This is a genomic window from Amphritea sp. 1_MG-2023, assembly GCF_030547545.1.
Taxonomy (GTDB): Bacteria; Pseudomonadota; Gammaproteobacteria; order Pseudomonadales; family Balneatricaceae; genus Amphritea.
On sequence record NZ_JAUOQE010000011.1, the window covers coordinates 1 to 24,743 of the forward strand.

The 24,743-nt window shown below is 46.7% G+C and carries 12 protein-coding genes; 11 read left to right on the top strand and 1 reads right to left on the bottom strand.

The genetic code is table 11. From position 1 onward, the window contains the following. Positions 1 to 334: 334 nt before the first annotated feature. The 5 genes from Q4488_RS07885 to Q4488_RS07905 all read left to right on the top strand — a co-directional run bounded on the left by Q4488_RS07885 (position 335) and on the right by Q4488_RS07905 (position 6,175). Positions 335 to 694: an ethanolamine utilization protein EutQ gene (locus Q4488_RS07885; protein WP_303579930.1), complete on the top strand. Its 360-nt coding sequence runs from the start codon at positions 335 to 337 to the stop codon at positions 692 to 694. Between the two features lie 10 nt (positions 695 to 704). Next, positions 705 to 2,666: an FAD-dependent oxidoreductase gene (locus Q4488_RS07890; protein WP_303579931.1), complete on the top strand. Its 1,962-nt coding sequence runs from the start codon at positions 705 to 707 to the stop codon at positions 2,664 to 2,666. 62 nt (positions 2,667 to 2,728) lie between these two features. Then, on the top strand, positions 2,729 to 3,481 hold the full coding sequence (locus Q4488_RS07895; protein ID WP_303579932.1) for an electron transfer flavoprotein subunit beta/FixA family protein: 753 nt from the start codon (positions 2,729 to 2,731) through the stop codon (positions 3,479 to 3,481). Positions 3,482 to 3,493: 12 nt separating this feature from the next. Beyond that, positions 3,494 to 4,444, top strand: coding sequence for an electron transfer flavoprotein subunit alpha/FixB family protein (locus tag Q4488_RS07900; protein WP_303579933.1), 951 nt, complete (start codon positions 3,494 to 3,496; stop codon positions 4,442 to 4,444). Between the two features lie 282 nt (positions 4,445 to 4,726). Further along, positions 4,727 to 6,175: an NAD-dependent succinate-semialdehyde dehydrogenase gene (locus Q4488_RS07905; RefSeq protein ID WP_303579934.1), complete on the top strand. Its 1,449-nt coding sequence runs from the start codon at positions 4,727 to 4,729 to the stop codon at positions 6,173 to 6,175. A 597-nt stretch (positions 6,176 to 6,772) separates the two neighbouring features. On the opposite strand, the gene Q4488_RS07910 is transcribed toward Q4488_RS07905, so the two are convergent. Next, positions 6,773 to 8,707 carry an FAD-dependent monooxygenase gene (locus tag Q4488_RS07910; protein WP_303579935.1) on the bottom strand — a complete coding sequence of 645 codons (1,935 nt, stop codon included), beginning with the start codon at positions 8,705 to 8,707 and terminating at the stop codon, positions 6,773 to 6,775. A 925-nt stretch (positions 8,708 to 9,632) separates the two neighbouring features. On the opposite strand from Q4488_RS07910, the gene Q4488_RS07915 reads away from it, so the two are divergent. The 6 genes from Q4488_RS07915 to Q4488_RS07940 all read left to right on the top strand — a co-directional run bounded on the left by Q4488_RS07915 (position 9,633) and on the right by Q4488_RS07940 (position 24,549). Continuing rightward, positions 9,633 to 10,892, top strand: a complete 1,260-nt coding sequence (locus Q4488_RS07915; protein ID WP_303579936.1) for an efflux RND transporter periplasmic adaptor subunit — start codon at positions 9,633 to 9,635, stop codon at positions 10,890 to 10,892. Beyond that, positions 10,889 to 13,042 carry an HlyD family efflux transporter periplasmic adaptor subunit gene (locus tag Q4488_RS07920; RefSeq protein ID WP_303579937.1) on the top strand — a complete coding sequence of 718 codons (2,154 nt, stop codon included), beginning with the start codon at positions 10,889 to 10,891 and terminating at the stop codon, positions 13,040 to 13,042. The genes Q4488_RS07915 and Q4488_RS07920 overlap by 4 nt, the downstream gene beginning before the upstream one ends. A gap of 102 nt (positions 13,043 to 13,144) precedes the next feature. Beyond that, positions 13,145 to 14,548: an efflux RND transporter periplasmic adaptor subunit gene (locus Q4488_RS07925; protein WP_303579938.1), complete on the top strand. Its 1,404-nt coding sequence runs from the start codon at positions 13,145 to 13,147 to the stop codon at positions 14,546 to 14,548. A gap of 212 nt (positions 14,549 to 14,760) precedes the next feature. Further along, entirely contained in the window at positions 14,761 to 19,896 is a 5,136-nt protein-coding gene (locus Q4488_RS07930; RefSeq protein ID WP_303579939.1) for a DUF4347 domain-containing protein, read from the top strand. Beyond that, positions 19,893 to 22,778 (top strand): response regulator, encoded by a 2,886-nt coding sequence (locus Q4488_RS07935; protein ID WP_303579940.1) that lies wholly within the window; start codon positions 19,893 to 19,895, stop codon positions 22,776 to 22,778. Before Q4488_RS07930 ends, Q4488_RS07935 begins: the two co-directional genes overlap by 4 nt. Before the next feature lie 25 nt (positions 22,779 to 22,803). Further along, positions 22,804 to 24,549 carry a bifunctional diguanylate cyclase/phosphodiesterase gene (locus Q4488_RS07940; protein ID WP_303579941.1) on the top strand — a complete coding sequence of 582 codons (1,746 nt, stop codon included), beginning with the start codon at positions 22,804 to 22,806 and terminating at the stop codon, positions 24,547 to 24,549. The last annotated feature ends 194 nt before the right edge of the window (positions 24,550 to 24,743 follow it).

Here is a 24,743-nt window from a genome sequence, read left to right on the forward strand (position 1 = left end):
AGGATCTCAGCGTTAACATTTTTCGACGTACAACCAGTATGCCTGTAACGGTTGCCTTGATCTCCAGCTTCTCTGTACGCCAGAGGCGTAATTGATTTATTCGCACCTTCTTTAGTAGCTATCGCCCGATAGCTACTTTGATTTCCTTGTTTGACCACTCATCTACGCGATCAATTTCCCATTGATCGGACACCGGATCTCGCAACAAAAAGTAAAATAAACCAAAAAAATGTTTTAAATAGTAAAAAAAAGATGTATAAATTTTACTTCAAGCAACTTTTTGTTCATTGTTTTGTTTTATTTTGCTTGAAAACAACAAGAGAGGGTAAAGCAAATGAAAACCGCAATTCTGTATAAAAAGTCAGAAATGATACACGATCCCTATGGTTCGGATCCTGGCCGGGCGAGTATTGCTCGGATTATTGGCCCTGAAGTCAGTAAAACGATTGGTGCAGGGATAGCGACCTTTGATCAGACTTCTGTCAACTGGACGGTTTTATATGATGAGATCATTATCTGTTTAAAAGGCTTGTTTCGTCTTCGTTTAGGGGATGACGTAATCGAAGCTGAGCCTGGCGATGTGATTTGGATTCCGGAATATACCCCTGTGGTTTATGAAGGTGAGGGCGCCGAGGTGTTTTACACACTTTATCCGGTCGACTGGACTGAAACTCGTTATAAACAAGACGTTTAGGGTGAAGGCAATGAACCAAGCACAGTTTCCTAACTTGTTTTCACCACTCACCATTGCAGGCAAAACCATACGTAATCGTATTATGTCTACAGGGCATGATACAACATTGCCGGATGATGGTTATATCAACGACGCTTATATCGCTTACCAAGAAGCGCGAGCATTGGGTGGTGCAGGTTTAATTGTTTTGCAGGTATCAGCGGTACATGATTCTGCACGCTATTCCTCTCATGTATTGATGGCTACGGATGATGGTTGTATTGAGGGATATCGTAAAATGGCCGATACCTGTCATCAGCATGATGCGGTTGTTTATGCGCAGCTATTTCACCCTGGTCGTGAAATTATGGAAACTGCGGATGGCTTAGCGCCAGTGGCTTATTCTGCTTCGGCGATTCATCAGGAAAGATTCCATGTTATGCCACGAACGATGTCGGTTGATATGATTAGCGAGATTGTTGCTGGTTATGCATCTGCTGCTAAACGGATGGAGGCTGCCGGTATAGATGGTGTTGAAATAGTCGCTAGCCATGGTTACTTGCCTTCTCAGTTTCTTAACCCTTGTGTGAATAAGCGTACCGATCAATATGGCGGTTGTGATGAAAATCGGTTGCGCTTTTTGCAAGAAGTGATCGCTGAGGTTCGCAATGCAACCAGCGACCATTTCGCTGTTGGTTTACGTATTTCCAGCCGTGAAATGGATGAGCACGGGTTACAGTTGGAAAATACGCTAGCCGCCTGCAAGGTTTTATCGGTTGATTTAGATTTTATCAATATTATTGCGGGCACCTCGGCTACTCTCGTTGGCGCTGTGCATATTGTGCCGCCCATGACGACTGATAATGCTTATCTTGCGTCAGATTCTAAGCTTTATAAAGAACAGCTGGATATCCCTGTTTTTGTTGCCGGTAGGATCAATCAGCCGCAGGAAGCAGAACAGGTGTTGCTTAAAAAAGAAGCGGATATCGTTGGCATGACCCGTGCTCTTATTTGTGATCCTAATATGCCGGAAAAGGCTGCCGCGGGTCGTTTTGACGATATTAGGGCCTGTATTGGCTGCAATCAGGCTTGCATTGGGCATTTTCACCGAGGGTTACCTATTTCTTGTATCCAACATCCGGAAACCGGCCGCGAGTTGATTTATGGATTTGGCGGGGCTCCAAAAGCGACAACGCTGAAAAAAGTGATGATTATTGGTGGCGGGCCTGCCGGATTAAAAGCCGCCAGTATTGCGGCAGGTGCCGGGCATAAAGTAACACTGTATGAAGCATCTAAGCAGTTAGGTGGTCAGGTTAATATTGCACAGAAAGTAATTGGGCGGGCAGAGTTCGGTGGGTTAGCAACAAACTTAACTCGTGAGTGTGAGATCGCAGGAGTTGATGTTGTTCGCAATACCAAAGTTGATCGTTCTTTGGTTGAGCGTGAACAACCCGATGTCGTCATTATTGCCACTGGAGCGACCCCCTATATACCTGAGTTTGAAAACTACGGTGAGATGCAAGTCGTTAATAATTGGCAAATACTCAATGAAGAGGTCGTGCCGGGTGCTAGCGTGGTCATTGCTGATTGGAAATGTGACTGGGTTGGTATGGGGCTAGCGCAACAACTCGCAGGCAATGGGCACAAAGTACGATTAGCTGTAAATGGGGTTTGTGCTGGTGAGTTACTTCAGTCTTATGTACGTACTTCAATGATCGCAACGCTGCATCGTCTTGAGGTTGAGGTTATTCCCTATATGCGCTTGTTTGGCTGTGATGATGACACGGTTTATATGCAACATACCGCGAGTGGTGACGCCGTGATGCTGGAGGAAGTTGATACCTTAGTATTGAGTTATGGTCAGCAACCCACCTCTACTTTGGCTGAAGAGATTTCTGATTTAGCCGAAGTGCATACCATTGGTGATGCTTTGGCTGCGCGTACGGCAGAAGAGGCTGTTTATGATGGTTTGAAGGTCGCTTGGAATTTGTAAGTCGACTAGTTGTTAGCTTCGAAGCAGTGCGCTAGATATATATTATAGGTAGGTTTAATAGCATGAAAATACTGGTCGCAGTAAAACGTGTCATAGATTATAACGTTAAAGTCAGAGTGAAAGCTGATCTGACGGATGTGGAATTGGCGAATACGAAGATGGGTTTGAATCCATTTTGCGAAATTGCTGTAGAAGAAGCTATTCGCTTAAAAGAAAAGGGTGTTGCTACCGAAGTGGTTGTTGTTTCCATCGGTAATAAGGCTAGTCAAGAGCAGCTTCGTACAGCATTAGCGCTAGGTGCAGATAGAGGCATTTTAATTGAAACGGAACAGGTTGTTGATTCTCTATCTGTCGCTAAATTGTTACAAGCAGTGGTCCTCGAAGAGAAACCAGAGTTGGTTATTTTGGGTAAACAATCGATTGATTCTGATAATGGCCAGACAGGTCAGATGTTGGCCGCGTTGGCTGGAATGCCTCAGGCAACCTTTGCTTCAGAGCTAACAATAGCAGATGGCCAGGCTATTGTTGTCAGAGAAGTCGATGGTGGATTGCAAACGCTTGAGTTGAATTTGCCAGCGGTTGTCACTACAGACCTTCGATTGAATGAGCCTCGCTATGCATCATTACCGAATATTATGAAGGCAAAGCGTAAGCCGTTAGACGTGAAAACGCCCGAAGCATTGGGTGTTGATCTTAAGTGCTATCTCAAAGTAATTAAAGTCGAACCGCCTACTGAGCGTCAAAGCGGTATTGTTGTCGAGTCTATTGGTGAGCTTGTTACAAAACTAAAGAACGAAGCTAAAGTAATCGGATAAGGAAGAAATTTGATGACAATTCTAGTTATTGCTGAACATGATAATGTCGAGCTTAAACCGGTTACTTTAAATGTTATTCAGGCGGCAACGGAAGTTGCAAAGGTTACCGGTAAAGAAATAGAGGTATTAGTTGCTGGTTTTGATTGTCGGGCGGTAGCTGATCAAGCTGTCAAGGCGAATGGCATTGGTAAAGTTTTACTGGTAGATGACGAAGCTTATTCATCGCAATTAGCGGAGAGCATGAGCTCTCTAATTATAAAAATAGCGGCTAAATATAGCCACATCTTGGCGCCAGCGAGTACTTCAGGTAAAAACTTTATGCCTAGAGTTGCTGCATTATTGGATGTCGCTCAGATTTCTGAAATCATTTCTGTCGAAAGTGAGAATACGTTTAAACGGCCCATTTATGCAGGGAATGCGATAGCGACCGTTCAGAGCGGCGATACGAAAAAAGTTATGACGGTTCGTGGTACGGCTTTTAACCCGGTTGATTCAAATGAACATTCTATTGTTGAGATCGTTGGCGTCGAAACGCCGGATGTTGAAAAGAACACAGGCTCTCGGCATGTGGCTGATGAATTAGTGTCAACGGATCGACCTGAATTAACTTCAGCCCGAGTCGTTATTTCTGGTGGCCGAGGTATGGCTAATGGCGATAACTTTAAATTGCTAGATGGTATTGCTGATAAGTTAGGTGCGGCTGTGGGAGCATCTCGTGCGGCTGTTGATGCTGGTTTTGTTTCGAATGATATGCAAGTAGGGCAAACCGGTAAAATTGTTGCGCCTGAATTATACATCGCTGTAGGTATATCGGGCGCGATACAGCACTTGGCGGGTATGAAAGACTCAAAGGTCATAGTCGCGATTAATAAGGATGAAGACGCGCCTATTTTTTCTGTTGCTGATTATGGTGTGGTGATCGATTTGTTTGAAGCACTGCCATTGTTTGAGCAAGAACTGTAAGCCACAGCAGTGTCTTGCATCGGGGGAGATCGTTTATCTCCCTCTAGGGCAACCGGCAAAATGAATGTTTTGTTAAACAACCCGATTTATCTTCCGACATGGAAGATCATTGAAACTTCCTTAAGTAATGCTTTGATCTGGCCTGTAATAAATGGTTTAGAGACTGAGATTATCTGTAGAAAGCTAGTATATATTGTTCAAGCTGGTTAGGACCTAGAGAGTGTTTAGGTTCGACAATGTGATCTTTGGATCAAACTAATAAAATAAAAGGATAGCTGAGCTATGCTGCACTTAAATGATACCGGACTACTACGTCAACAATGCTATATAAATGGTCAATGGGTTGACGCTACTGAACAGTTGGAGATAGATAACCCTTCAACTGGAAAAGTTATTGCTGTGGTACCGAAATTGGGTGCGATCGAAACTCGATTAGCAGTTAAGGCGGCTAAAGCAGCATTGCCTGGTTGGAAAAAACTAACGGCTAAGGATAGAGCAAAAATTCTGATTAAGTGGGCTAACTTGATGTTAGAGCATGAGCAGGACTTAGCGAAAATTATGACGTTAGAGCAGGGAAAACCTTTGTCTGAATCGGTTGGTGAAATTCGTTATGCAGCCTCTTTCCTTGAGTGGTTTGGTGAGGAGGCTAAGCGAGTTTATGGGGATGTTATTCCTAGTTTCAGCCAAGATAAGCGAATCATCGTAACTAAAGAAGCGATCGGGGTATGTGCTGCCATCACACCGTGGAACTTTCCTAGCGCAATGATTACGCGTAAAGCGGGTCCAGCATTGGCAGCGGGCTGTACCATTGTGGTTAAGCCTGCGGAACAAACACCTCTTTGCGCACTGGCGCTGGCGGAATTAGCTGAGCGGGCAGGTGTTCCAGCAGGCGTATTTAATGTTGTAATCGGTGATCCGGTCGCCATTGGTGGTGAATTAACGTCTAACTCAGACGTCAGGAAGTTAAGCTTTACCGGTTCAACGGCGATCGGTAAATTACTCTATCAACAGTGTGCTAAAGATGTCAAAAAAATCTCGTTAGAGTTAGGTGGAAATGCACCATTTATCGTTTTTGACGATGCGGATATTGAGGCTGCAGTTGAAGGAGCGTTGGTATCAAAATACCGTAATGCCGGGCAGACATGTGTTTGTACCAATCGGATGTTGATTCAGTCAGGAGTTTATGACGACTTTTGTCAGCGTTTGGCTAAGCGGGTAGAGGAACTGAAAATAGGGGATGGATTTGATGTCGGTGTATCTATAGGGCCTATGATTGATAGCAAGGCGGTCGCTAAGGTTAGTCAACTGATTGATAATGCCGTAAGCCTAGGAGCCGAGGTTATCTTAGGCGGTTCTCCTATTGATGATAATCAGCGATTTTTCCCACCAACGATTTTGAAAAATGTGGATCCTGAAGCCGCTATTCTTCATGAAGAGATTTTTGGTCCGGTCGCACCCATTGTCTCATTTGAGAGTGAAGATGATGTTGTAGCACTGGCTAACGCGACACCTTTTGGTTTAGCTGCGTATTTTTATTCGCGAGATATCGGTCGAGTTTGGCGGATAGCTGAAGCGTTAGAGTATGGAATGGTCGGTATTAACACAGGGTTGATATCTACAGAAGTTGCTCCTTTTGGTGGCGTGAAAGAGTCAGGCTTAGGGCGGGAAGGGTCTCATTATGGAATTGATGATTATATGGAAGTAAAATATCTTTGTGTAGGAGGGCTTTGATTACGGAAGATGCGAACAAGTCCTTTTCATGAGGCACTTTATTTTTAAGCTTCGAACCTCACCCTGTTACATCGACTTAATTTTGCAAGTTGGCGATCTCTCTTCATAGGCATCGATGTTTAGGGAAGGTGCGAATAAGTCAATTACGCCTCTGTAAGCCCCGAAGGGCGGATATTAGAATGGTCATCTACTTTGTCAGCCAGCTTGAAAAGGTCCAGACATTTCGCTGCACTGGCTTTCGCGTAATGTCCGCAGAGAACATAACGGACTTATTCGCACCTTCTCTAAGCCTTTCTAGATATTCTGTCGTCACAATCGCTATTGAGTGCATCGGCGATCATTTTCTCTTCACGCAAGTTTGAGTCATTGTCAGCCCTGATGTTTCTCGCCCATGCCCATGCCCATGCCGCATAAGGTTTGAATATGTTGCTCATGCGCCTCTTTTAAGCCGGTGTTAAAACTCGATGTTATGAAGATCTGCCTGGGCGTTGTCTGTTTTAGAGCGGAGTGTACGGATGCGTAATCGAGCTTTGCTAGAGACAAGAAAGCCCATCAGTTTTACCTGATGGGCGGTGTCGTGCGTTTGATTATGTGGGCTTAGTTTTGTTCCAGCATAAACTCATCGAAGAATTGCTTAAGCTGTTCGTGTGCCGTTACGGGTAAGATCGATGCGATATGCTGATCGGGTCTGACAATCACTATGCAGCCAGCCGAGCGATTAATGTCGCGTAGGTCATAGATATCGTTGCTTGGATCAGCCTGGAATACCTTTTCATAGTCGCGCAGGCCATATTTTCCTTTGGCTGGCCAGAGGTAGTCAGGCAGATCATGCATGGCTAAATCTTGTTGCTGAAACACCGCATAGGTATCAATTACCGAATCGATGTCAGCGCCCGTCGGGGTGTATTTTTGCACCGGTGATGTTTCATCGTTGGCCAAAAAGTCGATCAATTGATACGCCGCCGATGACGACTCTCTCGGGTCTTGATCATCACCAAACAGGAAGATCCGCCAGCGACCATCGGCCTTGACTAAGTGACCTAGGTGCTGACTTCTACCGTCGGCGACACGTGTCGCTTCAGCCGAGTGGATACGTTGGCCAATGTGAAAGCCCTTGGCTAAATGTTGGTTTTCTTGATGTGTGCAAATGTATGACGGGAAGTATTCAATCGATGTGCCGGAGACAAAACCACTTTGTCGTTTCATAAAGGCTTCGATTTTGGCCGTATCAACGGTTGATTGCTGTGAGTCATCGCCTGCGGTGGGACGTGTCGCCACGAGCCTAGACAGCTCGCGATCAGCGTCGATCAATTGTTGCGCTACTTTACGTCGCTCGGTGCCGTAGGTGCTCAGCAACTTAGGGTGACTCTTGCCTTGCAACACGGCGGCCAGCTTCCAGCCCAGATTGAAGGTGTCTGGCAGTGAGGTGTTTAGCCCCCAGCCGCCTTTAGGGCTGTGCGTATGACAGGCGTCACCGGCGACAAAGGCGCGGGGTATTATGTCGTCTGAACTGCCCACTGGGCGATTATCAAAGCGTTCTGCAATACGTTGGCCAACCTCATAGATCGACCACCAAGCGACTTCTTTCACATCCAGTGTATAGGGATGAAAAATTTTCTGGGCTTTGGCGATAAGGTCTTGTTCGGTTAGATTAACATCTCTAACACGCTTGTCTTTGCCAAGTAGATCCAGCTCAACATAGAAGCGGCAAAGATAGCCGCCTTCGCGAGGAATCGTCATCACCGCGCCGTGGTCTTTTGATTGGATAAAGCTCTTGACGCGAATGTCTGGGAAGTCTGTATTTAGCAGAATATCCATGACGCCCCAGGCTTTGTTGGCGGAATCACCTTCTAGCGGGATATCCATGCTTCTGCGAACGTTACTTCTGGCGCCGTCGCAGCCGACGATGTAGCGGGCTTTAACGGTTTCTGTTTTGCCTGCACCTGCCTCATCGGCTCGCTTAAAGGTGGCGGTAATCGGGTAGGCATTCAGATCTTGGGTGAGATTATCATCAATCTTCATCTCAACCAGTTGACGACTGTAGTGAGGTTTGAGATGGGTGACGGTTCTTTCCATGCCATCAGTCAGTAATTCATGCAGGCGTGCTTGATTGACTATGCCGTGGACAAATTCGGAAAGCCCCGCGCGGGCATCGGCAACCTTATGCGTAAGCTTGATGTTCTCAGGGTTGGCCGCATCCGGCTCCCAGAAGGTGTTCTGTTTCAGTTGGTAGGTCTCTTTCACAACCATTTCGCTGCTATTGAAGGCTTCCATGATCTCCATAGTGCGGCAAGAAATACCATCTGCGCGGCCGAACAGCAACGGGCCGGAAGCCATATCAACAATACAGGTTTTAATGTCAGGAAACTCAGCTAGCTGTCGGGCCATGGTTAACCCTGCCGGTCCGGTACCGACGATCAGTACATCCACTTCACTAGGTAGGTCCAAAACCGGCGGTTCTGGATAAGGCTCTCTTGCCTCATCGGGAACCTGGTAATTACCGGGTTTGAAGCCATTTAGATGATATTGCATTACGCGATCCTCCTAGTTTATGAACCTGTTATTAGTGTATTGGTCATTACTTAATATGTTAATCATATTCAGAGAATGCTGTTCATGCAAGCAAATTTTTAACCGTGACGTACCAAATAATGTGCGTCACGGTGAGAGCGGTGGTCGTGATAAGTGCCGGTATGTTTGCTGGATTCGCTGTTTCTGTGGCTGATTTTACAGGGGATTTTGATTGCTATGGGTGGCGATAGCTGAAGTATTAAAAGGGCTGTTATTTTTGCATGTTTTATGACTTTTTCGTTCATGATGATACGTCAGGTTATAAGCTAATAAGGTGAAGCTTGCTATCTACTTAAGCATAGAGTGTTTATTTTTCAATAGGTTAAATTGATTGATGATTCAGCTAGGTGTACCGAAAGCCCCTAAAAAGTGGTACTTTGTCAGTGGTACGTTGGCGACAGCAGAAAAGCGTTGACGTGATGAATCAACAGATAAGCACGATGTAATATGGCGGAGGCGGGTTAACATTCATCATAAAATGATGGAGAGCGGTGTGATGTAATACCCTGCGTCGATGATAAGCGGCATGAGCGCTATCCTGAGGATGCTAAGGAAGGTGCGAATAAGTCAATTCAGAGAAGCTGGAGATCAAGGCAACCGTTACAGGCATACTGATTGTACGTCGAAAAATGTTAACGCTGAGATCCTGCTTCTCTGTAAGCCCCGAAGGGCGGATATTAGAATGGCCATTCTAATGTCCGCAGAGAACATAACGGACTTATTCGCACCTTCCCTAATAGATCATCATTGGTACGCGCTGTATGCTATGAGTTTAGGTTGTTTAGAACATGATAGCTTGAGAATCAACGTATTCGCGATTTCAGATTGTCAGTGGTAGGGGAATGGATAGATTTTGACTTCTTGTTGAAATTGAGGTGGAGAGTGAATGCTAAATGACTGGCTAAAAACGGTTTGTTTAATGTTGAGTAAGGTTAAATTGGCGGCCGTATTTGATGTGTCTAAAGGCATGCCGGATATGCTTTGCTGCTGGCCACAAGATCAAGGTGGCGCGGTGAGTCCGCTTGTCGCCCAAGTCGATTTAGCAATCACCAGTGATAACCCCGTGATTAGCTATCTCTCCATCGATGAGGGCGTTTGTGTTATTACTAAAAAGTTTACTGGCCCCGATGATCAAACGTTTGTCGTGCTGATTTGTTTTCCTGATTCAGGTGTTAGTCCCAAATATCAACTGTCACTGATCGATTGGAGCTTAGTTTGGTATCGATTATTAGTTAAAAACGCACATTCAGACCCCGTTGCATCCTCTGCCTCGATAGCATCAGATGCAAAGGCGAGCGAGCGGACTCCTATCTTGTTATGGATAGGCGATAAGTTACGTGCTTTTCGAGTATCTCTGTTGATCGCGTTATGCTTCTTAATGCTCTGCTTATTCTTGCCGGTGGATCACTCCATCAAGCCGCCGGTGGTGGTGGAGGGGCGCATTCAGCGCTCTATTACAATCCCCGTCGATGGTGTTATTAAGACGATTGATGTGCAGGCCGGCGATATTATCAATGCAGGACAGTTGATTGCGTCTCTCGATGATGCCGAGATCCGATTGCAGTTGGATCAACTGAAAAATGATGTCGCGGTGGCTGAAAAACAACATCGGCAAGCGCTGGCTCAACTGAAATATGCAGAAGCTCAGCAGTTTTCATTGCAAGGTGATATCGCCAATATTGATATGCAACTGTTGCAGCAGAAACTTAGCCGCTTAGCGTTACGCGCCCCCATCACAGGTCAGATTATTAGTGGTGATATGGGCCGCGCCATGGGTTCCGTTGTTAAACAGGGGCAGGTGTTATTTGAAATGGCACCCGTTGGACAGTATCGGATCGTGTTTGAGGTGGATGAAGCGGATATTCGTTATGTCAGTAAGGGAAATACAGGCGAGATACTCTTAACAGGGCTGGGAAATCGCGCCTATCCGGTGGTCTTAGATACGGTGTCATCGGTGTTTACGGCGCAACCAGGGCAGCGTTTTTATCGTGTTGAGGGGCATATAGAGGGCGATATTAGCAAGGATATTCGGCCGGGTATGAAGGGTGTAGCTGATCTTATCGTGGGCCGTAAGCGGCTCGGAGAGATCTTGTTTGGCCCATTAATGCATTGGCTGCGGCTTAAAAGTTGGCAATGGTTACCATGAATCAAAATGCGCTAGGGTTAGCCACTGTTGATGGTTTATGGCAACAGCTGAAAAATGCTCAGTTAGTGTGTGTGCCGGGGATTAAATGTACGCATCGCACCGATGGCGGTGCTTCTTGGTGGTTAATTCAGGCGCCGGGCGCTGAAAATCAATACCGTATCGATGATCTGACACATGCGGTTCTACAGCGCCTTAATGGACGTATTAGCTTAGAAAAAATCTGTTTGAATGAGCAACTGACGGTCTCTGAGCATGAGTTGGCAGAGCAGTTTTCTCGCTTAATCGAAATAGGGATCGTGCGACCGGTTAGCAACGGGATAGCAGCGCCTGAAGAACCTCAGCCGAGGCCGGCTAAACGATCATTTAATCCTACAGGTTTTGTTTTTTTTACCTTTAATCCCGACCCGCTATTAAGAAAACTGTCACCGCTGTGTCGTCTTCTGTTTAATCCGTTGTTTGCCGTGATCTGGTGCGTGATGATTGGCTTAGGTGTTTTTTTATGGCTGGATCATCACACTGAACTCTCTGCATATCTGACGATGCGGGCAGCAGATCCGCTGTATATTTTTTGGTTTTGGGCGGTTTATCCTATTTTGAAGGCGGTGCATGAAGTGGCGCATGGGCTTGCGGTCTGGCAGGGCGGTGGCCGAGTAAGGAAAGCCGGTTTGATGTTACTGGTTTTTATTCCCGTTCCCTTTGTAGATGCCTCAGATAGTTCACACTTTTCCAGCAAACGACAACGTATGTTGGTGGCGGCGGCAGGTATGATGGCCGAGATGCTGCTTGCTGCTGTTGGTTTGCTGGTTTGGTGTATGAGTGAACAGGCTATATTGCAAGAAATTGGGTTTATCGTGGCGGTAACAGGCTCGATATCCACTGTTTTGTTTAATGCGAATCCGCTATTGCGCTTCGATGGCTATTACTTATTTTCTGATTGGATTGAAGTGCCTAATCTCGCTTCTCGGGCGCAGCTGTTGTTACGCTATATTTTGTTTACTCGAGTATTTGGGCTGCAGGTTGAGAAATCAATCGATTATCAACCTCGAGAGATGAAGTGGCTGCTGCTGTATGGTCCCGCCGCGCTATGCTATCGATTATTTATCATTATGGTTATCGCCGCCTTAGTGAGTGATTACTTGTTGTGGTTAGGCGTTTGTATCGCCGTTTGGGCGCTCTGGGTTCAGTTATTCAAACCATTAGGTTGTTTTGCTTATGACCTTTGGCAAACGGCGCGTCATCAAAGACGGGTTCAACGCGTTGTCTATGCGATGTTAGTGGCATTCATGCTGGTTATGGGCATTTTATTTATACCTTTTCAAATGACGTTAATCGCTAAAGGAGTTATTGTATTACCTGAGCGATCGCAATTACGTTCGATTACAGAGGGCACGGTTACTCAGTTACATGTGCCGTCGGGGCGTCATATTAATCAAGGTGATTTAGTGTTGGCCTTACGTAATCCCGATTTATTGGCGCAGCGGGATAAGCTTAGGGCTGAATTGAAGATTAAGGAGAATATACGTCATTCAGCGTTGCTGGGTGAACCTCAACGAGCTCCTTTGTTGCTTGAGCAGATCGCTTCTTTGCAGAAAGAGCTTGATCATGTGAATGACAAGGTTGCAGGGTTAGCAATCCACGCATCTCAATCCGGTGTGTTAGTGATTGATCGCTGGCAGGATTTCGAGGGACGTTACGTTAACAAGGGTGAACTGCTGGGGTTTGTCTATCAACCGGGTGCCTTTGAGGTGCAGGTGGTTGTTTCTGTTGCTCAAGCCGAGCGGCTGAAGAGAGAGGGGGTCACGGCGCAAGTGCGCTTTGCCAGCTATCCGGATCACACCATTACCGTGAAAAACATAAGAGCCGTGCCTCAAGCGATACATTATCTGCCTGACGCGGTATTGGGATCGGCTTACGGTGGCGATTTATTAGTTGATATGACGGATGATTCTAAAGTAAAAATGATACATCCTATGATTCAATTCAATCTGGAACTGCCCATCGACAGTGCAGATGAGCTTTTGGCTGATGACGCGTTTGATAACCGCGTGCCAGCAAAGACGGTTTTGATCAAGTTCAATCATAGTCCTCACAGTTTTGCTGGCGAGTTAGTCTATAGGTTGCGTGAATTTTTGTTTGAAAAAATGCTTTAGTCTCGGGTGATAGAAAATATGAAGCAAAACAATAGGAAGGAATCTGATTTGAGATCGTTGATCTGTTTTTTTATTTGTTTTGGGGGCATGTTTACGCCCGTGATGGCTGATTCTGAGCAGCATGATTCATTGCCGGCTTTGGATTGCATTATTAACCCTTCTCAAAGTATTGAATTGAGTGCTTCCTCTCCAGGCGTTATTAAAGAACTGTTGGTAAAGCGGGGTGAGCAAGTCACAAAAGGGCAAACCATCGCTAGGCTCGATGATCGCGTCGAGTTGGCTTCTGTGCAATTGGCGAAAGCGCGAGCGGCCATTGAATCTGATTTAGACGGTGGCTTGATCAACCTTAGCTATGATCGTTTAGCGCTGCAGCGAGTGAGCGATCTGTTTGTCACCAAGGCGGTGTCTTCTCAAGAAAATGAACAGGCCGAACGCTCGGTTAAATTGTCCTCGGCGTCAGTCAAACAGGCAAAAGAGCAGCGAGAAATCAGAGGCTTAGAGCTACAGAGAGCAGAAGCCTTATTAAACCAACGTATTATTACTAGCCCTATTGATGGCGTTGTGCAGCGAAATTTTAAGTATCAGGGTGAATACATTGATGCCGACCCAGTGGTGAGACTGGTTGCCTTAAATCCTCTACATATCGAGACCATGGTGCCGGTGCAGTTTTTTGGTAAGTTGAGGCTGGGTTACCTCGCGGATGTGTATCCTGAGGTCGACGATCAGCATGCAAGGGTTGCCCGAGTCGTTGCGATCGACCCGGTAGGGGATGTGGGTAGTAGCGCATTTGGTGTACAGCTAGAAATGGATAACCCTTCGCTAGCGGTGCCCGCGGGTATTAAATGTGATATTCAGTTCACCGGTCAAACCGTCGTGAAGGCTGCGAAGGATGCGAATGAGAGTGATGCAGGAGTGGCTCCGCAAGCATCAATAGAACCGCAGTCAATAATAGAAGCGCAGCCATTATCACCGATCGACAACAGCGATAAGTCGATTAATGATAAACAATCGTCTGAGGCACTAATGGTCGCTGATGATACTGATGTGATTACAGACAAGGTTGAGCCTGTAAACCTGCCGCCAAACGATATAGAAGCGGCATCACCCGTATTGCTTGGTGATTTCAGTGAAAAGCAGGCCAAAGAGATTATTCAACAATTAGAATTGGCATCGATTGAATTTCAGACTGAGGTTCAAGAGATCAAAGAGAATATCGGTTATATTGTTTTGTTGAGAGGGGATATTAAGGCCCTTAAAAAAGCAGCTAACTATATGCGAGCGCAAAACGTGCAGAATGTCGAATATATAGGTTATGGTGCATACAAAGGAACGGTATCGTTAGGTGTATTTGATAATACAACATCGGCTAACAATCGCATTCGACTCGCGGCAGAATTAGGTTATCAGGCAGAGAGGGTAACCCGTTATCGAAGCAATAAGCGGATCAGCATTTATACTCATCGATCTGAAGGAGATCAGACGTTACGCACATTAGGTCTGTTATAATGGCTTAAGTTTTAAGGGTTTAGATTTTAAGGGTTTAGATTTTAAGGGTTTAGATTTTAAGGGTTTAGATTTTAAGAGCTTAGATAGCCAATGACGGGCTTTCAAACAGCTCGTGTTGATCGTTTAATGGCTATGGATAGCTTGATGTTTGAGAGATTAGCAGCGTGAGAGTTTGATCGTCATGACGATGCAAGGAATAGACTGGAGGTCTGATGTCAAAGTCATATATTAAGAGTCGTTCAGACAGAGTGCTTTTGCTGGAACGAGCAGAGCCACGCTTGTTATTATCGGCCGACCCAGTTTCCACTATGCTGTCTGTTGCCATGGATTACGCTGATGAGCTCGATAACGATAGCATTGTCAGCCTAGATCAACTCACCCTGACAGCGTTTCCTCAACCTGCTTCGGCTCACTCAGCCGAAAACCTGATGCCGAGTCTATCTGCTGCTGACGTTAATGACGCTAGTGATATGTCGTATCCTCCGGCGCTTTCGTCTGCTAACGAGTTTAATGATGCGGCGGATAGTGATCTAGGTAGTGATATCAGTGCTGATTTGAATGCTGATTTAAGTCGTGCGTTGAACGAAACGACATCGGTGACAGAGTTGATTATTGTCGATAGCCGAGTGGAGGATGCCGCTACTTTATTAGAGGGCATCAATTCCAACGATGACGCCATTACTCTCTTCATCAATCCCGATAAGGATGGCATCGATAGCATCACTACAGCATTAAGTGAATACTCCGGTATCGAAACGATTCATTTAATCAGTCATGGTGACGACGGCGAGCTGCAACTAGGCAGCAGCTTATTGAGTAGTGATACGCTGAATCAATATGCGGATCAACTGAGCAGCTGGCAAGCCTCATTGACCGATGATGCCGATATTCTCCTTTATGGTTGTAATGTCGCTCAGACATCTGACGGTGAAGCGTTTGTACAGGCGCTCGCGGGCTTAACCTCGGCGGATATCGCCGCCAGTGATGATCTCACTGGACATGAAACGCTGAGTGGTGATTGGCAACTCGAATATCAGGTCGGACAGATAGACAGCGTTATCTCGGTTGATCTGGCGACCCAACAGAGCTGGACGGGGGTGTTGGCAGGCAATCTCTGGATATCGACTGATGGTGATGTCAGTGGGGAAATCGATCCATTCCTTCCTTCTGCTTGGGGGAATAGTGACGTGCTGGATTTTGAACCGGCGCCACTTATCGGCTATGGCTCTACTACGAGTACCTTGGAGATAGTGACAAGTGTTTTCGATATTGAGACTTTCACCGACAACACCAATGTAGACGCCATACACTATGTGACCACCGATATCAGTGTTGGTAGCGGCACCTCGATCGATCTTCAAAGTGGCGATGTACTGCTGTCGCTCTCTAGCGATAAAACGCTGACCAGCACCAATAGCTTAAGTGTTAAAGATGAAGATGTTTTCATCTTTCGGCCTGATGTAGCCGGAGACTATAGCGCTGGCACTTTTTCATTATTATTTTCCAATCCGTCAGGTAAAGACCTCAAAGGGATCACGCTGGTCGAAGAGACCACTATTGTCGGGGATACCAGCCTGCAAGCCGGTTCATTTCTATTCACTGTCACCGGTGACGGCAGCGGTGATTACGGTATTTACACATTCGACCCTGGCGACCTGACAGTAGACCCAGCCGATGGTGTCGTCACCACGTTGGTTGATGGCACTGAAGAAGATATATTTGGCGATGATATATTTCCCGACAAACCGGTTGGCATTGAGCTAGTAGAAAATGATTATTCAGTGGGCGGTGTCGACTTAGAGGCGGGCACTATTCTGCTAACATTCGATGGCGATAACGGGGTTGCTGGTTTAGGTGAAAGACAGGATGTGTTAGCCGTGAATCTAACTCAAACCACGTTAGTGAGCGGATCAACAGATGGCACGGTGTCTCTGTTTTTCGATGGCTCAGACATCGGCTTGACTTCAAACGTTCAAAGCCTGAATGCGATCACGTTCACTGACTTCCAAGGCCCTGCAACGGTGAATGCATCGCCCACGGGGAGTTTGGATATCAATGGTACATTAACAGAAGATCAGACTTTGACATTGGATGTCAGTAGTTTAGATGATGCCGATGGTTTGGGGTCATTTAGTTATCAGTGGCAGCGGGATGGGGTCACCATTGCTGATGCAACAGGCGATAACTATACGCTGGTGGCGGCCGATGTTGGGGCTTCAATTAGCGCGTTGGTTAGTTATACCGATGGTGGAGGCACTCAGGAGGTCGTCATGAGTGCAAGCACGGGGCTTGTGACGGTCGCGAATGATCCTATCAGCGGCTTGCCTCAGGTCAATGGCAGTACCATGGAAAACCAACAACTGACGGCCAATACAAGCGGTATCAGCGATGCCAACGGCCTGAGTAATAGCTTCACCTATCAATGGCAACGTTCTGCCGATGGCATCACTTGGAGTGATATCAGCGGCGCCACGAGTGACACCTACATTCTAGATGATCCGGATGTGGGGCAGTACATGCGGGTATCGGTGAGTATTACGGATGATGACGGTTTCGATGAAGGCCCCCTATTCAGTAGTGCTGTTGGCACTATTAATAGCGTTAACGATTCGATCGTTGGCCTACCGAGCATCAGCGGTACCGCTAGCGAAGATGAAACCCTTACCGCCGATATCAGCGCTATCAGCGATCCTGACGGCCTGAGCAATAGCTTCAACTATCAATGGCAACGGTCCGCCGATGGTGTCACTTGGAGCGATATCAGTGGGGCGACGAGCAGTACTTACACTTTAGATGATCCCGATGTCGGCCAACAAATTCGGGTAAGCGTGAGCATCACCGATGATCAGGGCTTCAATGAAGGGCCGTTGAATAGCGCTGCCACCGCGGCCGTCACCGCTGTGAATGATCCGATTGCTGGCCTACCGAGTATCAGCGGCACCGCCACCGAAGATGAAACCCTCACCGCCGATATCAGCGCTATCAGCGATCCTGATGGGTTGAGTAATAGCTTTAGCTATCAATGGCAGCGGTCTGCCGATGGTTTTACCTGGAGTGATATCACTGGGGCGACCGGTAACACTTACATGCTCGATGATCCCGATGTGGGTCAGCAGGTGCGGGTGAGCGTGAGTATCACCGATGATCAGGGCTTCGATGAAGGGCCGCTGTATAGCACTGCCACTGCGGCCGTTATCACTACTAACGATCCAATTACTGGCCTACCGAGTATCACCGGCACCGCCACCGAAGATGAAACCCTTACCGCCGATATCAGCGCTATCAGTGATGTGGATGGCCTAAGCAATAGCTTCAGTTATCAATGGCAGCGGTCCGCCGATGGTGTTACTTGGAGCGATATCAGTGGTGCCACAAGCAGCACCTATACCTTAGATGATCCTGATGTCGGTCAGCAGATTCGGGTGAACGTGAGTATCACCGATGATCAGGGCTTCGATGAAGGGCCGTTGAATAGCGCTGCCACCTCGGCCGTCACCGCTGTGAATGATCCGATCGTTGGCCTACCGAGCATCAGCGGCACCGCCACCGAAGATGAAACCCTCACGGCGGATATCAGCGCTATCAGCGATCCTGACGGCCTGAGCAGTAGTTTCAGCTATCAATGGCAGCGGTCTGCCGATGGTGTCACTTGGAGCGATATCAGCGGGGCGACGAGCAGTACTTACACCTTAGATGATCCCGATGTGGGTCAGCAGGTGCGGGTGAGCGTGAGTATCACCGATGATCAGAGCTTCGATGAAGGGCCGCTGAATAGCGCTGCCACCGCGGCAGTGGCTGGCATTAATGATCCGATTACTGGCCTACCGAGCATCAGCGGTACCGCCACCGAAGATGAAACCCTCACCGCCGATATCAGCGCTATCAGCGATCCTGACGGCCTGAGCAGTAGTTTCAGCTATCAGTGGCAACGGTCTGCCGATGGTGTTACCTGGAGCGATATCACTGGGGCGACCGGTAACACTTACATGCTCGATGATCCCGATGTGGGTCAGCAGGTGCGGGTGAGCGTGAGTATCACCGATGATCAGAGCTTCGATGAAGGGCCGTTGAATAGCGCTGCCACTGCGGCCGTTATCACTACTAACGATCCAATTACTGGCCTACCGAGTATCACCGGCACCGCCACCGAAGATGAAACCCTCACCGCCGATATCAGCGCTATCAGTGATGTGGATGGCCTAAGCAATAGTTTCAGCTATCAATGGCAACGGTCTGTCGATGGTGTTACCTGGAGTGATATCACTGGGGCCACCGGTAATAGCTACACGCTCGATGATCCCGATGTGGGTCAGCAGGTGCGGGTGAGCGTGAGTATCACCGATGATCAGGGCTTCGATGAAGGGCCGTTGAATAGCGCTGCCACCGCGGCCGTCACCGCCATTAATGATGCCTACAGCGGCAGCCTATCCATTGGTGGCAACGTTGCTGTTGGAGAACGATTAACACTGAATAATACGATTTCAGACCCCGATGGCATTGATGTAATCACCTATCAATGGTATCGGGACGGCGTGATGATTAATGGCGCAACCAATCAAGATTATTTACTCACGGGGAGTGATATCGGTAAAGAGGTTTATGTGGTGGCTGAGTATATCGATCAGCAGGGCTTTGCGGAGTCAGCGACTAGTAATATGATTTTATTGACTGTTACTGAGCCTGAACAGGACACGATTGTTACGCCGGATGCTGACGTTGAGGGCGATGACAACGGAGAGATAGTGGCAGTACAAGACCCGCTGGTTTCGCAACCTTCACCGCCGCTTGTCACCGTTACGGCAGATTCTGATGGTGTGGTCATTGTTAATCAGCCAGTCACATTTGTTATTGATACGGCCTATCAAGATAGTGAGCCGTTGAGTGTAAACACGCTCGATAAAGCGATTGCTCGGCAGATTAATACGCTGCAATTTGAATCGCTGCTCAATAACATGATTCAGCCTTTGGCATTGCAAGACATTGATCAATTCATTAAAGGGATTGAGCAGCTGCAGACGGATGCAAGGTATGAGCATGCATTGAACACAACATTGGTGGGCGGTTCCGTTGCGCTGTCTTCAGGGCTTTCTGTTGGTTATGTGATTTGGTTGGCGCGCAGTGGGGTGTTATTGAGTACCGTATTAACCTCTTTACCAGCTTGGCGATTTATCGACCCGATGCCTATTTTGTCAACTTACTCGACTGAAGAGGATGAATATTCACAGGATTTCGAGGACGATCATGAGTCTCTTGATTCAATGGTTAAAAGTGATGCTGAATCCTTGGACGATAGTGAAGATGAAGATGAAGATGAAGAGGATGATAGTGATAAGAGAGGTTCATCATGAGTTGGTTTAAGCAGCTATTCTCTGCTCGCAGCACCACGAGTCGTATCGCTTTGGGTCAAGTGAGTATGTTTATCAGTGTGGCTCTGATCGCTATTATTATGGGTGTGTTACCTGATTTTTTGGCCACGCGTTTGAAAGATCGCGTTGCATTAGCGGAAGCCGTGGCAGCGAATAGTTCAATTTTGATTACTCAATCTGATCTGCTAAGGCTAGAGTCAGTACTTAAACTGGTTGTAGAGCGAAATGCTGATATTCTATCGGCGGGTATTCGTACGAATGATCAGCGCCTCGTTGTTGAAGTCGAAGGTCATCAAAAGATCTGGCATCAAAATCAACTTGAGCAGCAAATAGATCGACAGATGGGCGTGCCTCTTTTTGCGGGTCGTCAACAATGGGGTACCTTGGAGTTAAGTTTTGAGCCGCTCTATGGCGAGGGAATTGTAGGCTTCTATCAGCGGCCTACGGTGCAGTTTTTACTGTTTTGCTCTGTGCTTCTCTATTTATTGTACTTCTTGTATTTACGCAAAATGTTGAAACAGCTCGATCCATCACAGGCGGTACCCGATCGGGTGCGTGCTGCTTTAGATACCATGGCTGAAGGTTTGATTGTCCTCGATCGAAAATATCAGGTGGTGTTAGCGAATAAGGCGTTTTCTGATCTTCTCGGACGCTCAGCAACCTCATTAATGGGCTATGAAGTGAAGCGTTTGCCTTGGTGTCAAGTCGATCCGGCAGAGGCGGAGACTGATTTCCCTTGGCATACCGCGCTGACAACCGGCGAAACGATTATGAATAAAGTCGTACGCTTGGACTTAGAGGGCGACGTGCGCACGTTCATGGTGAACTGTTCTCCGGTTTTAGCGGATAAGGGAAAAGCCGGCGGCGTTTTGGTCAGTTTCGATGATATCACTGAGCTGGAAGAGAAAGAGATTGAACTGCGTCGTTCAAAAGAGGAAGCCGAAGCGGCGAATCAGGCTAAAAGTGATTTCTTGGCCAATATGAGTCATGAGATACGGACGCCGATGAATGCCATTCTGGGTTTTACTGAGGCGTTGAGAAGAGGTTATGGTAAAGATGAACAGAAGAACGATCACTATCTCAGCACGATATTGGTCAATGGTGAGCACTTATTAAATCTGATCAATGATATTCTTGATCTATCGAAGGTAGAGGCGGGTCACTTAGACGTTGAATCGGTCAAGTGTAAACCGTATCAGATCATAAAGGAGGTCATTCAGGTACTGTCTGTTAAGGCGAAAGAAAAGAACGTTGGGCTGAAATATATACCAGAAGGCAGTATTCCTGAGACCATGTTGAGCGACTCTGCTCGGTTGCGACAGATCGTCACTAACTTAATAGGTAATGCGATTAAGTTTACTGAACAGGGCGAAATAACCGTTTATACCCGACTGAGTAAAAATAAAAAACGCTTGATCATTGAGGTTGCAGATACAGGTATCGGTATGACCGACGCACAAGCGAGCACAGTATTTGATCCTTTTGTTCAGGCGGATGCGAGTATTACGCGGCGTTTTGGTGGTACAGGGCTCGGGTTAGCCATCAGTAAAAAATTCGCCGCCGCGATGAATGGTGATGTTTACGCAACTAGTCAAGAAGGTAAAGGCAGTCAGTTCTTTCTTGAACTTGATATACGCACGGAAGGGCCGGTCACCTTCATTGATGCTGAGACTATCCTCAACTGGCAAGATCGCTTGAGTATGGCGCAGGGCGCTCGCTGGATATTCCCAGAAGCTAAAATATTGGTTGTCGACGATGGTGCTGAGAACCGAGAGCTGATGCGATTGGTTGTCGAAGAGCAGGGTTTGCATACCGATGAAGCGGTTGACGGTATGGATGCCTTGGCTAAAATTGCCGCGCAACAATATGATCTGATTTTGATGGATGTGCAAATGCCACGTATGGATGGTTATAGTGCAGTGAAAGCGATACGAGAGCAGGGGCTTAACGTGCCGGTGATCGCCTTGACCGCTCATGCGATGAAAGGGATCGAACAGCAGTGTTTGGATGCGGGATATTCCGGCTATATGAGTAAGCCGATCAGCATTGATAAATTGCTATTGCTATTGGTAAAAGAGTTAGGGGCGGTTAAACAAACAGAGTTTGTTGAAGAGATTGCTGTAGGTGACTCTGAGGTTGAGCAGCACAACACCCGACCCGAGTTAGTCGCTTCCGCATTGAGTGGCTTAACGCCGCTCTATTCCGAGTTACCCTCAAATAACCCCAAGTTTGCTGAAATTATTGCGCATTTTATTACGCGTTTAAACGAAGCTTTTCCATTGATGCAGGCCTCTTTACAGGCAAATGATAATGAGGCGTTGAGTCGACAGGCGCATTGGATGAAAGGATCAGCGGGCTCGATCGGCTTCCCCAAGTTAACCGATTTAGCTAGGCAGCTTGAGCAAGCCTTGAGAGAGAAAAATGCTACGGATATTAGTATGCTGATGGCCGCGATGGAGAAAGTTGTTGCGCAGGTTAATTTGGGGGCGCAACAAAAAAGCCAAATTAACGATCGCTCATCAACCCCGTCGGAGCAGTCTGAGATGGCGCATCACTGGTCAGTGCCAGATGAAGTGACCTCTGAACTGGCTCAACATGGTGAAAAATTTAAGGCAATTGTTAACAAGTTTGTGATTAAATTGGGGCCTAAAATTCAAGAGATGGAGTCTGCTGTCAAGCAGACTGATTTTGAAACGTTAAAAAACGATGCGCACTGGTTGAAAGGGTCTGGCGGCTCTGTTGGATTTCACCTATTCACAGATATCGCCATCGCTTTAGAAAACGCCGCGCGTATGGAAAATCAGTCTGAATGCGCAGCGATAATTAAGGTAATTAATCAAATTAATAGCAGAATTAAAGTGTGAATGTTTTGTTATTTGAGATGGGTTTATGAGTGAGTTAACGGACAATAATGCGCTTATCATGATGGTCGATGATGAGCCTATTATGATGGAAATTGTACAGGCTCATCTGGAAGAGGCCGGTTATTCACGGTTTATCAGTGTTGAGGATTCGAAAAAAGCCTTCGATGTATTGACCCATCAGCGGCCAGATATACTATTTCTTGATTTAGTGATGCCTGAGGTTAGCGGTTTTGATGTGCTTGAACGCATTCGAGCACATCGAGAGTTTGCATATCTGCCGGTTATTGTGTTGACGTCATCATCAGACTCTTTTTCTAAGTTAAGAGCATTAGAGCTTGGAGCAACAGACTTTTTGTCGAAACCTGTTGATGCGAGTGAATTAAAACTTAGACTGCGAAATACTCTGACATTGAAAGCGTATGTCGATCAATTGTCGAGTTTCGATGCGCTGACAAAGCTCGCTAACCGAAAGTCCCTCCGAGAAAAAATGGACTGGGCTTTAAAGTATGATCAGATCAATGACAATAGAACGGCCTTGTTGAGTATCGGTCTGGACCGTTTTGGTCAGGTCAACGAATCCTTCGGTATACAGTTTGGCGATGCACTCCTGTTTCAAGTAGCGCAACGCATCAAAGGGGTCGTGGACAGTCGTAATAAACTACTTCATGTCGACCTCCATGAAGCAGAAATTTATCCGGCCCGACTTGCCGGTGATGAGTTTGGTGTGTTGGTTCCCTCCGTCAGAGAGCGAAATCATGCGGCATCTATTGCTAGGCAGATTATCAGTGAAATTTCAAAACCGTTCGATATTAACGGCAATGAACTCTTTGTTAACTCGCGTATCGGTATCACTATTTCGCCTGATGATGGGCTGTTGGGGGATGATTTGATCAATACCGCCAGTACGGCGATGCGTCAGTCAAAAACGGACAGTGTTGAACTTATCCGCTTTTATTCGCAAACCAACAGTCAAGATTTGAAGGAAAAGATTGAATTAGAAACGGCTTTACATAAAGCACTTGAAAATAATGAATTGATCTTACTCTATCAGCCTAAAGTTGACATTATGACGGGCAGAGTGAGTGCTGCCGAAGCATTAGTGCGATGGCTACACCCAGAAAAAGGGATGATTTCACCGGTTGTCTTTATTCCACTGGCGGAAGAAAGCGGTTTGATTTTGGATATCGGTGATTGGGTTTTAAATGAGGCTTGTCGACAGGCCCGCGAGTGGGAGCTTTCAGGGCTGGGCAATATTAAGGTGTCAGTTAACGTTTCGGGTCAGCAATTTAAAGAGGTCAATTATAAAGAGCACGTTAAAACGGCTTTAAAGACGACGGGTTTAACACCCTCTTTACTCATGCTGGAGCTAACAGAGAGTCTAGCAATGCAAGATGTTGAGGCCAGTGTTACATTATTATCGAGTTTAAAAGAACTAGGCATTGGTTTATCGATCGATGATTTTGGCACTGGCTACTCGTCACTGAGTTATTTGAAACGCTTTCCCTTAGATGAGTTAAAAGTTGATCGTTCATTCATCATCGGGATACCGGATAACGAAGATGAGGTGCAGATTGTGTTAGCGATCATTGCCATGGCAAAAGCGTTACGTCTATCGGTGGTTATCGAGGGGGTTGAAACAACGGAGCAATTGACTCTGCTGAGAACGACGCAAAGCGATCTCATTCAAGGGTTTTATTTTAGTCGGCCGCTAACGGCAAAAGATTTTAAGGCCTTTGTCGAAGGCGGCAGTTCGATCAATCATCAAGGATGATGGTAATCGAAGCTGCTTTTCTACTGCTTTCTCTTTGATTAATCGCTTCGTCAGGGCTGCCGACGAGCGGCAGTGCTTTTTCGGCGCCGCTTTGATGTGATTAGGCCGTGATCAGTGGCTATTCGTTTGCCTAAGGAAGGTGCGAATAAGTCAATTACGCCTTTGGCTTACAGAGAACATAACGGACTTATTCG

Coding starts and splice junctions, on each gene's coding strand:
- Q4488_RS07890 (WP_303579931.1), top strand. CDS start 705: ATGAACCAAGCACAGTTTCCTAACTTGTTTTCACCACTCACCATTGCA.
- Q4488_RS07915 (WP_303579936.1), top strand. CDS start 9,633: ATGCTAAATGACTGGCTAAAAACGGTTTGTTTAATGTTGAGTAAGGTT.
- Q4488_RS07935 (WP_303579940.1), top strand. CDS start 19,893: ATGAGTTGGTTTAAGCAGCTATTCTCTGCTCGCAGCACCACGAGTCGT.
- Q4488_RS07925 (WP_303579938.1), top strand. CDS start 13,145: ATGGCTGATTCTGAGCAGCATGATTCATTGCCGGCTTTGGATTGCATT.
- Q4488_RS07885 (WP_303579930.1), top strand. CDS start 335: ATGAAAACCGCAATTCTGTATAAAAAGTCAGAAATGATACACGATCCC.
- Q4488_RS07910 (WP_303579935.1), bottom strand. CDS start 8,707: ATGCAATATCATCTAAATGGCTTCAAACCCGGTAATTACCAGGTTCCC.
- Q4488_RS07895 (WP_303579932.1), top strand. CDS start 2,729: ATGAAAATACTGGTCGCAGTAAAACGTGTCATAGATTATAACGTTAAA.
- Q4488_RS07920 (WP_303579937.1), top strand. CDS start 10,889: ATGAATCAAAATGCGCTAGGGTTAGCCACTGTTGATGGTTTATGGCAA.
- Q4488_RS07940 (WP_303579941.1), top strand. CDS start 22,804: ATGAGTGAGTTAACGGACAATAATGCGCTTATCATGATGGTCGATGAT.
- Q4488_RS07930 (WP_303579939.1), top strand. CDS start 14,761: ATGTCAAAGTCATATATTAAGAGTCGTTCAGACAGAGTGCTTTTGCTG.
- Q4488_RS07905 (WP_303579934.1), top strand. CDS start 4,727: ATGCTGCACTTAAATGATACCGGACTACTACGTCAACAATGCTATATA.
- Q4488_RS07900 (WP_303579933.1), top strand. CDS start 3,494: ATGACAATTCTAGTTATTGCTGAACATGATAATGTCGAGCTTAAACCG.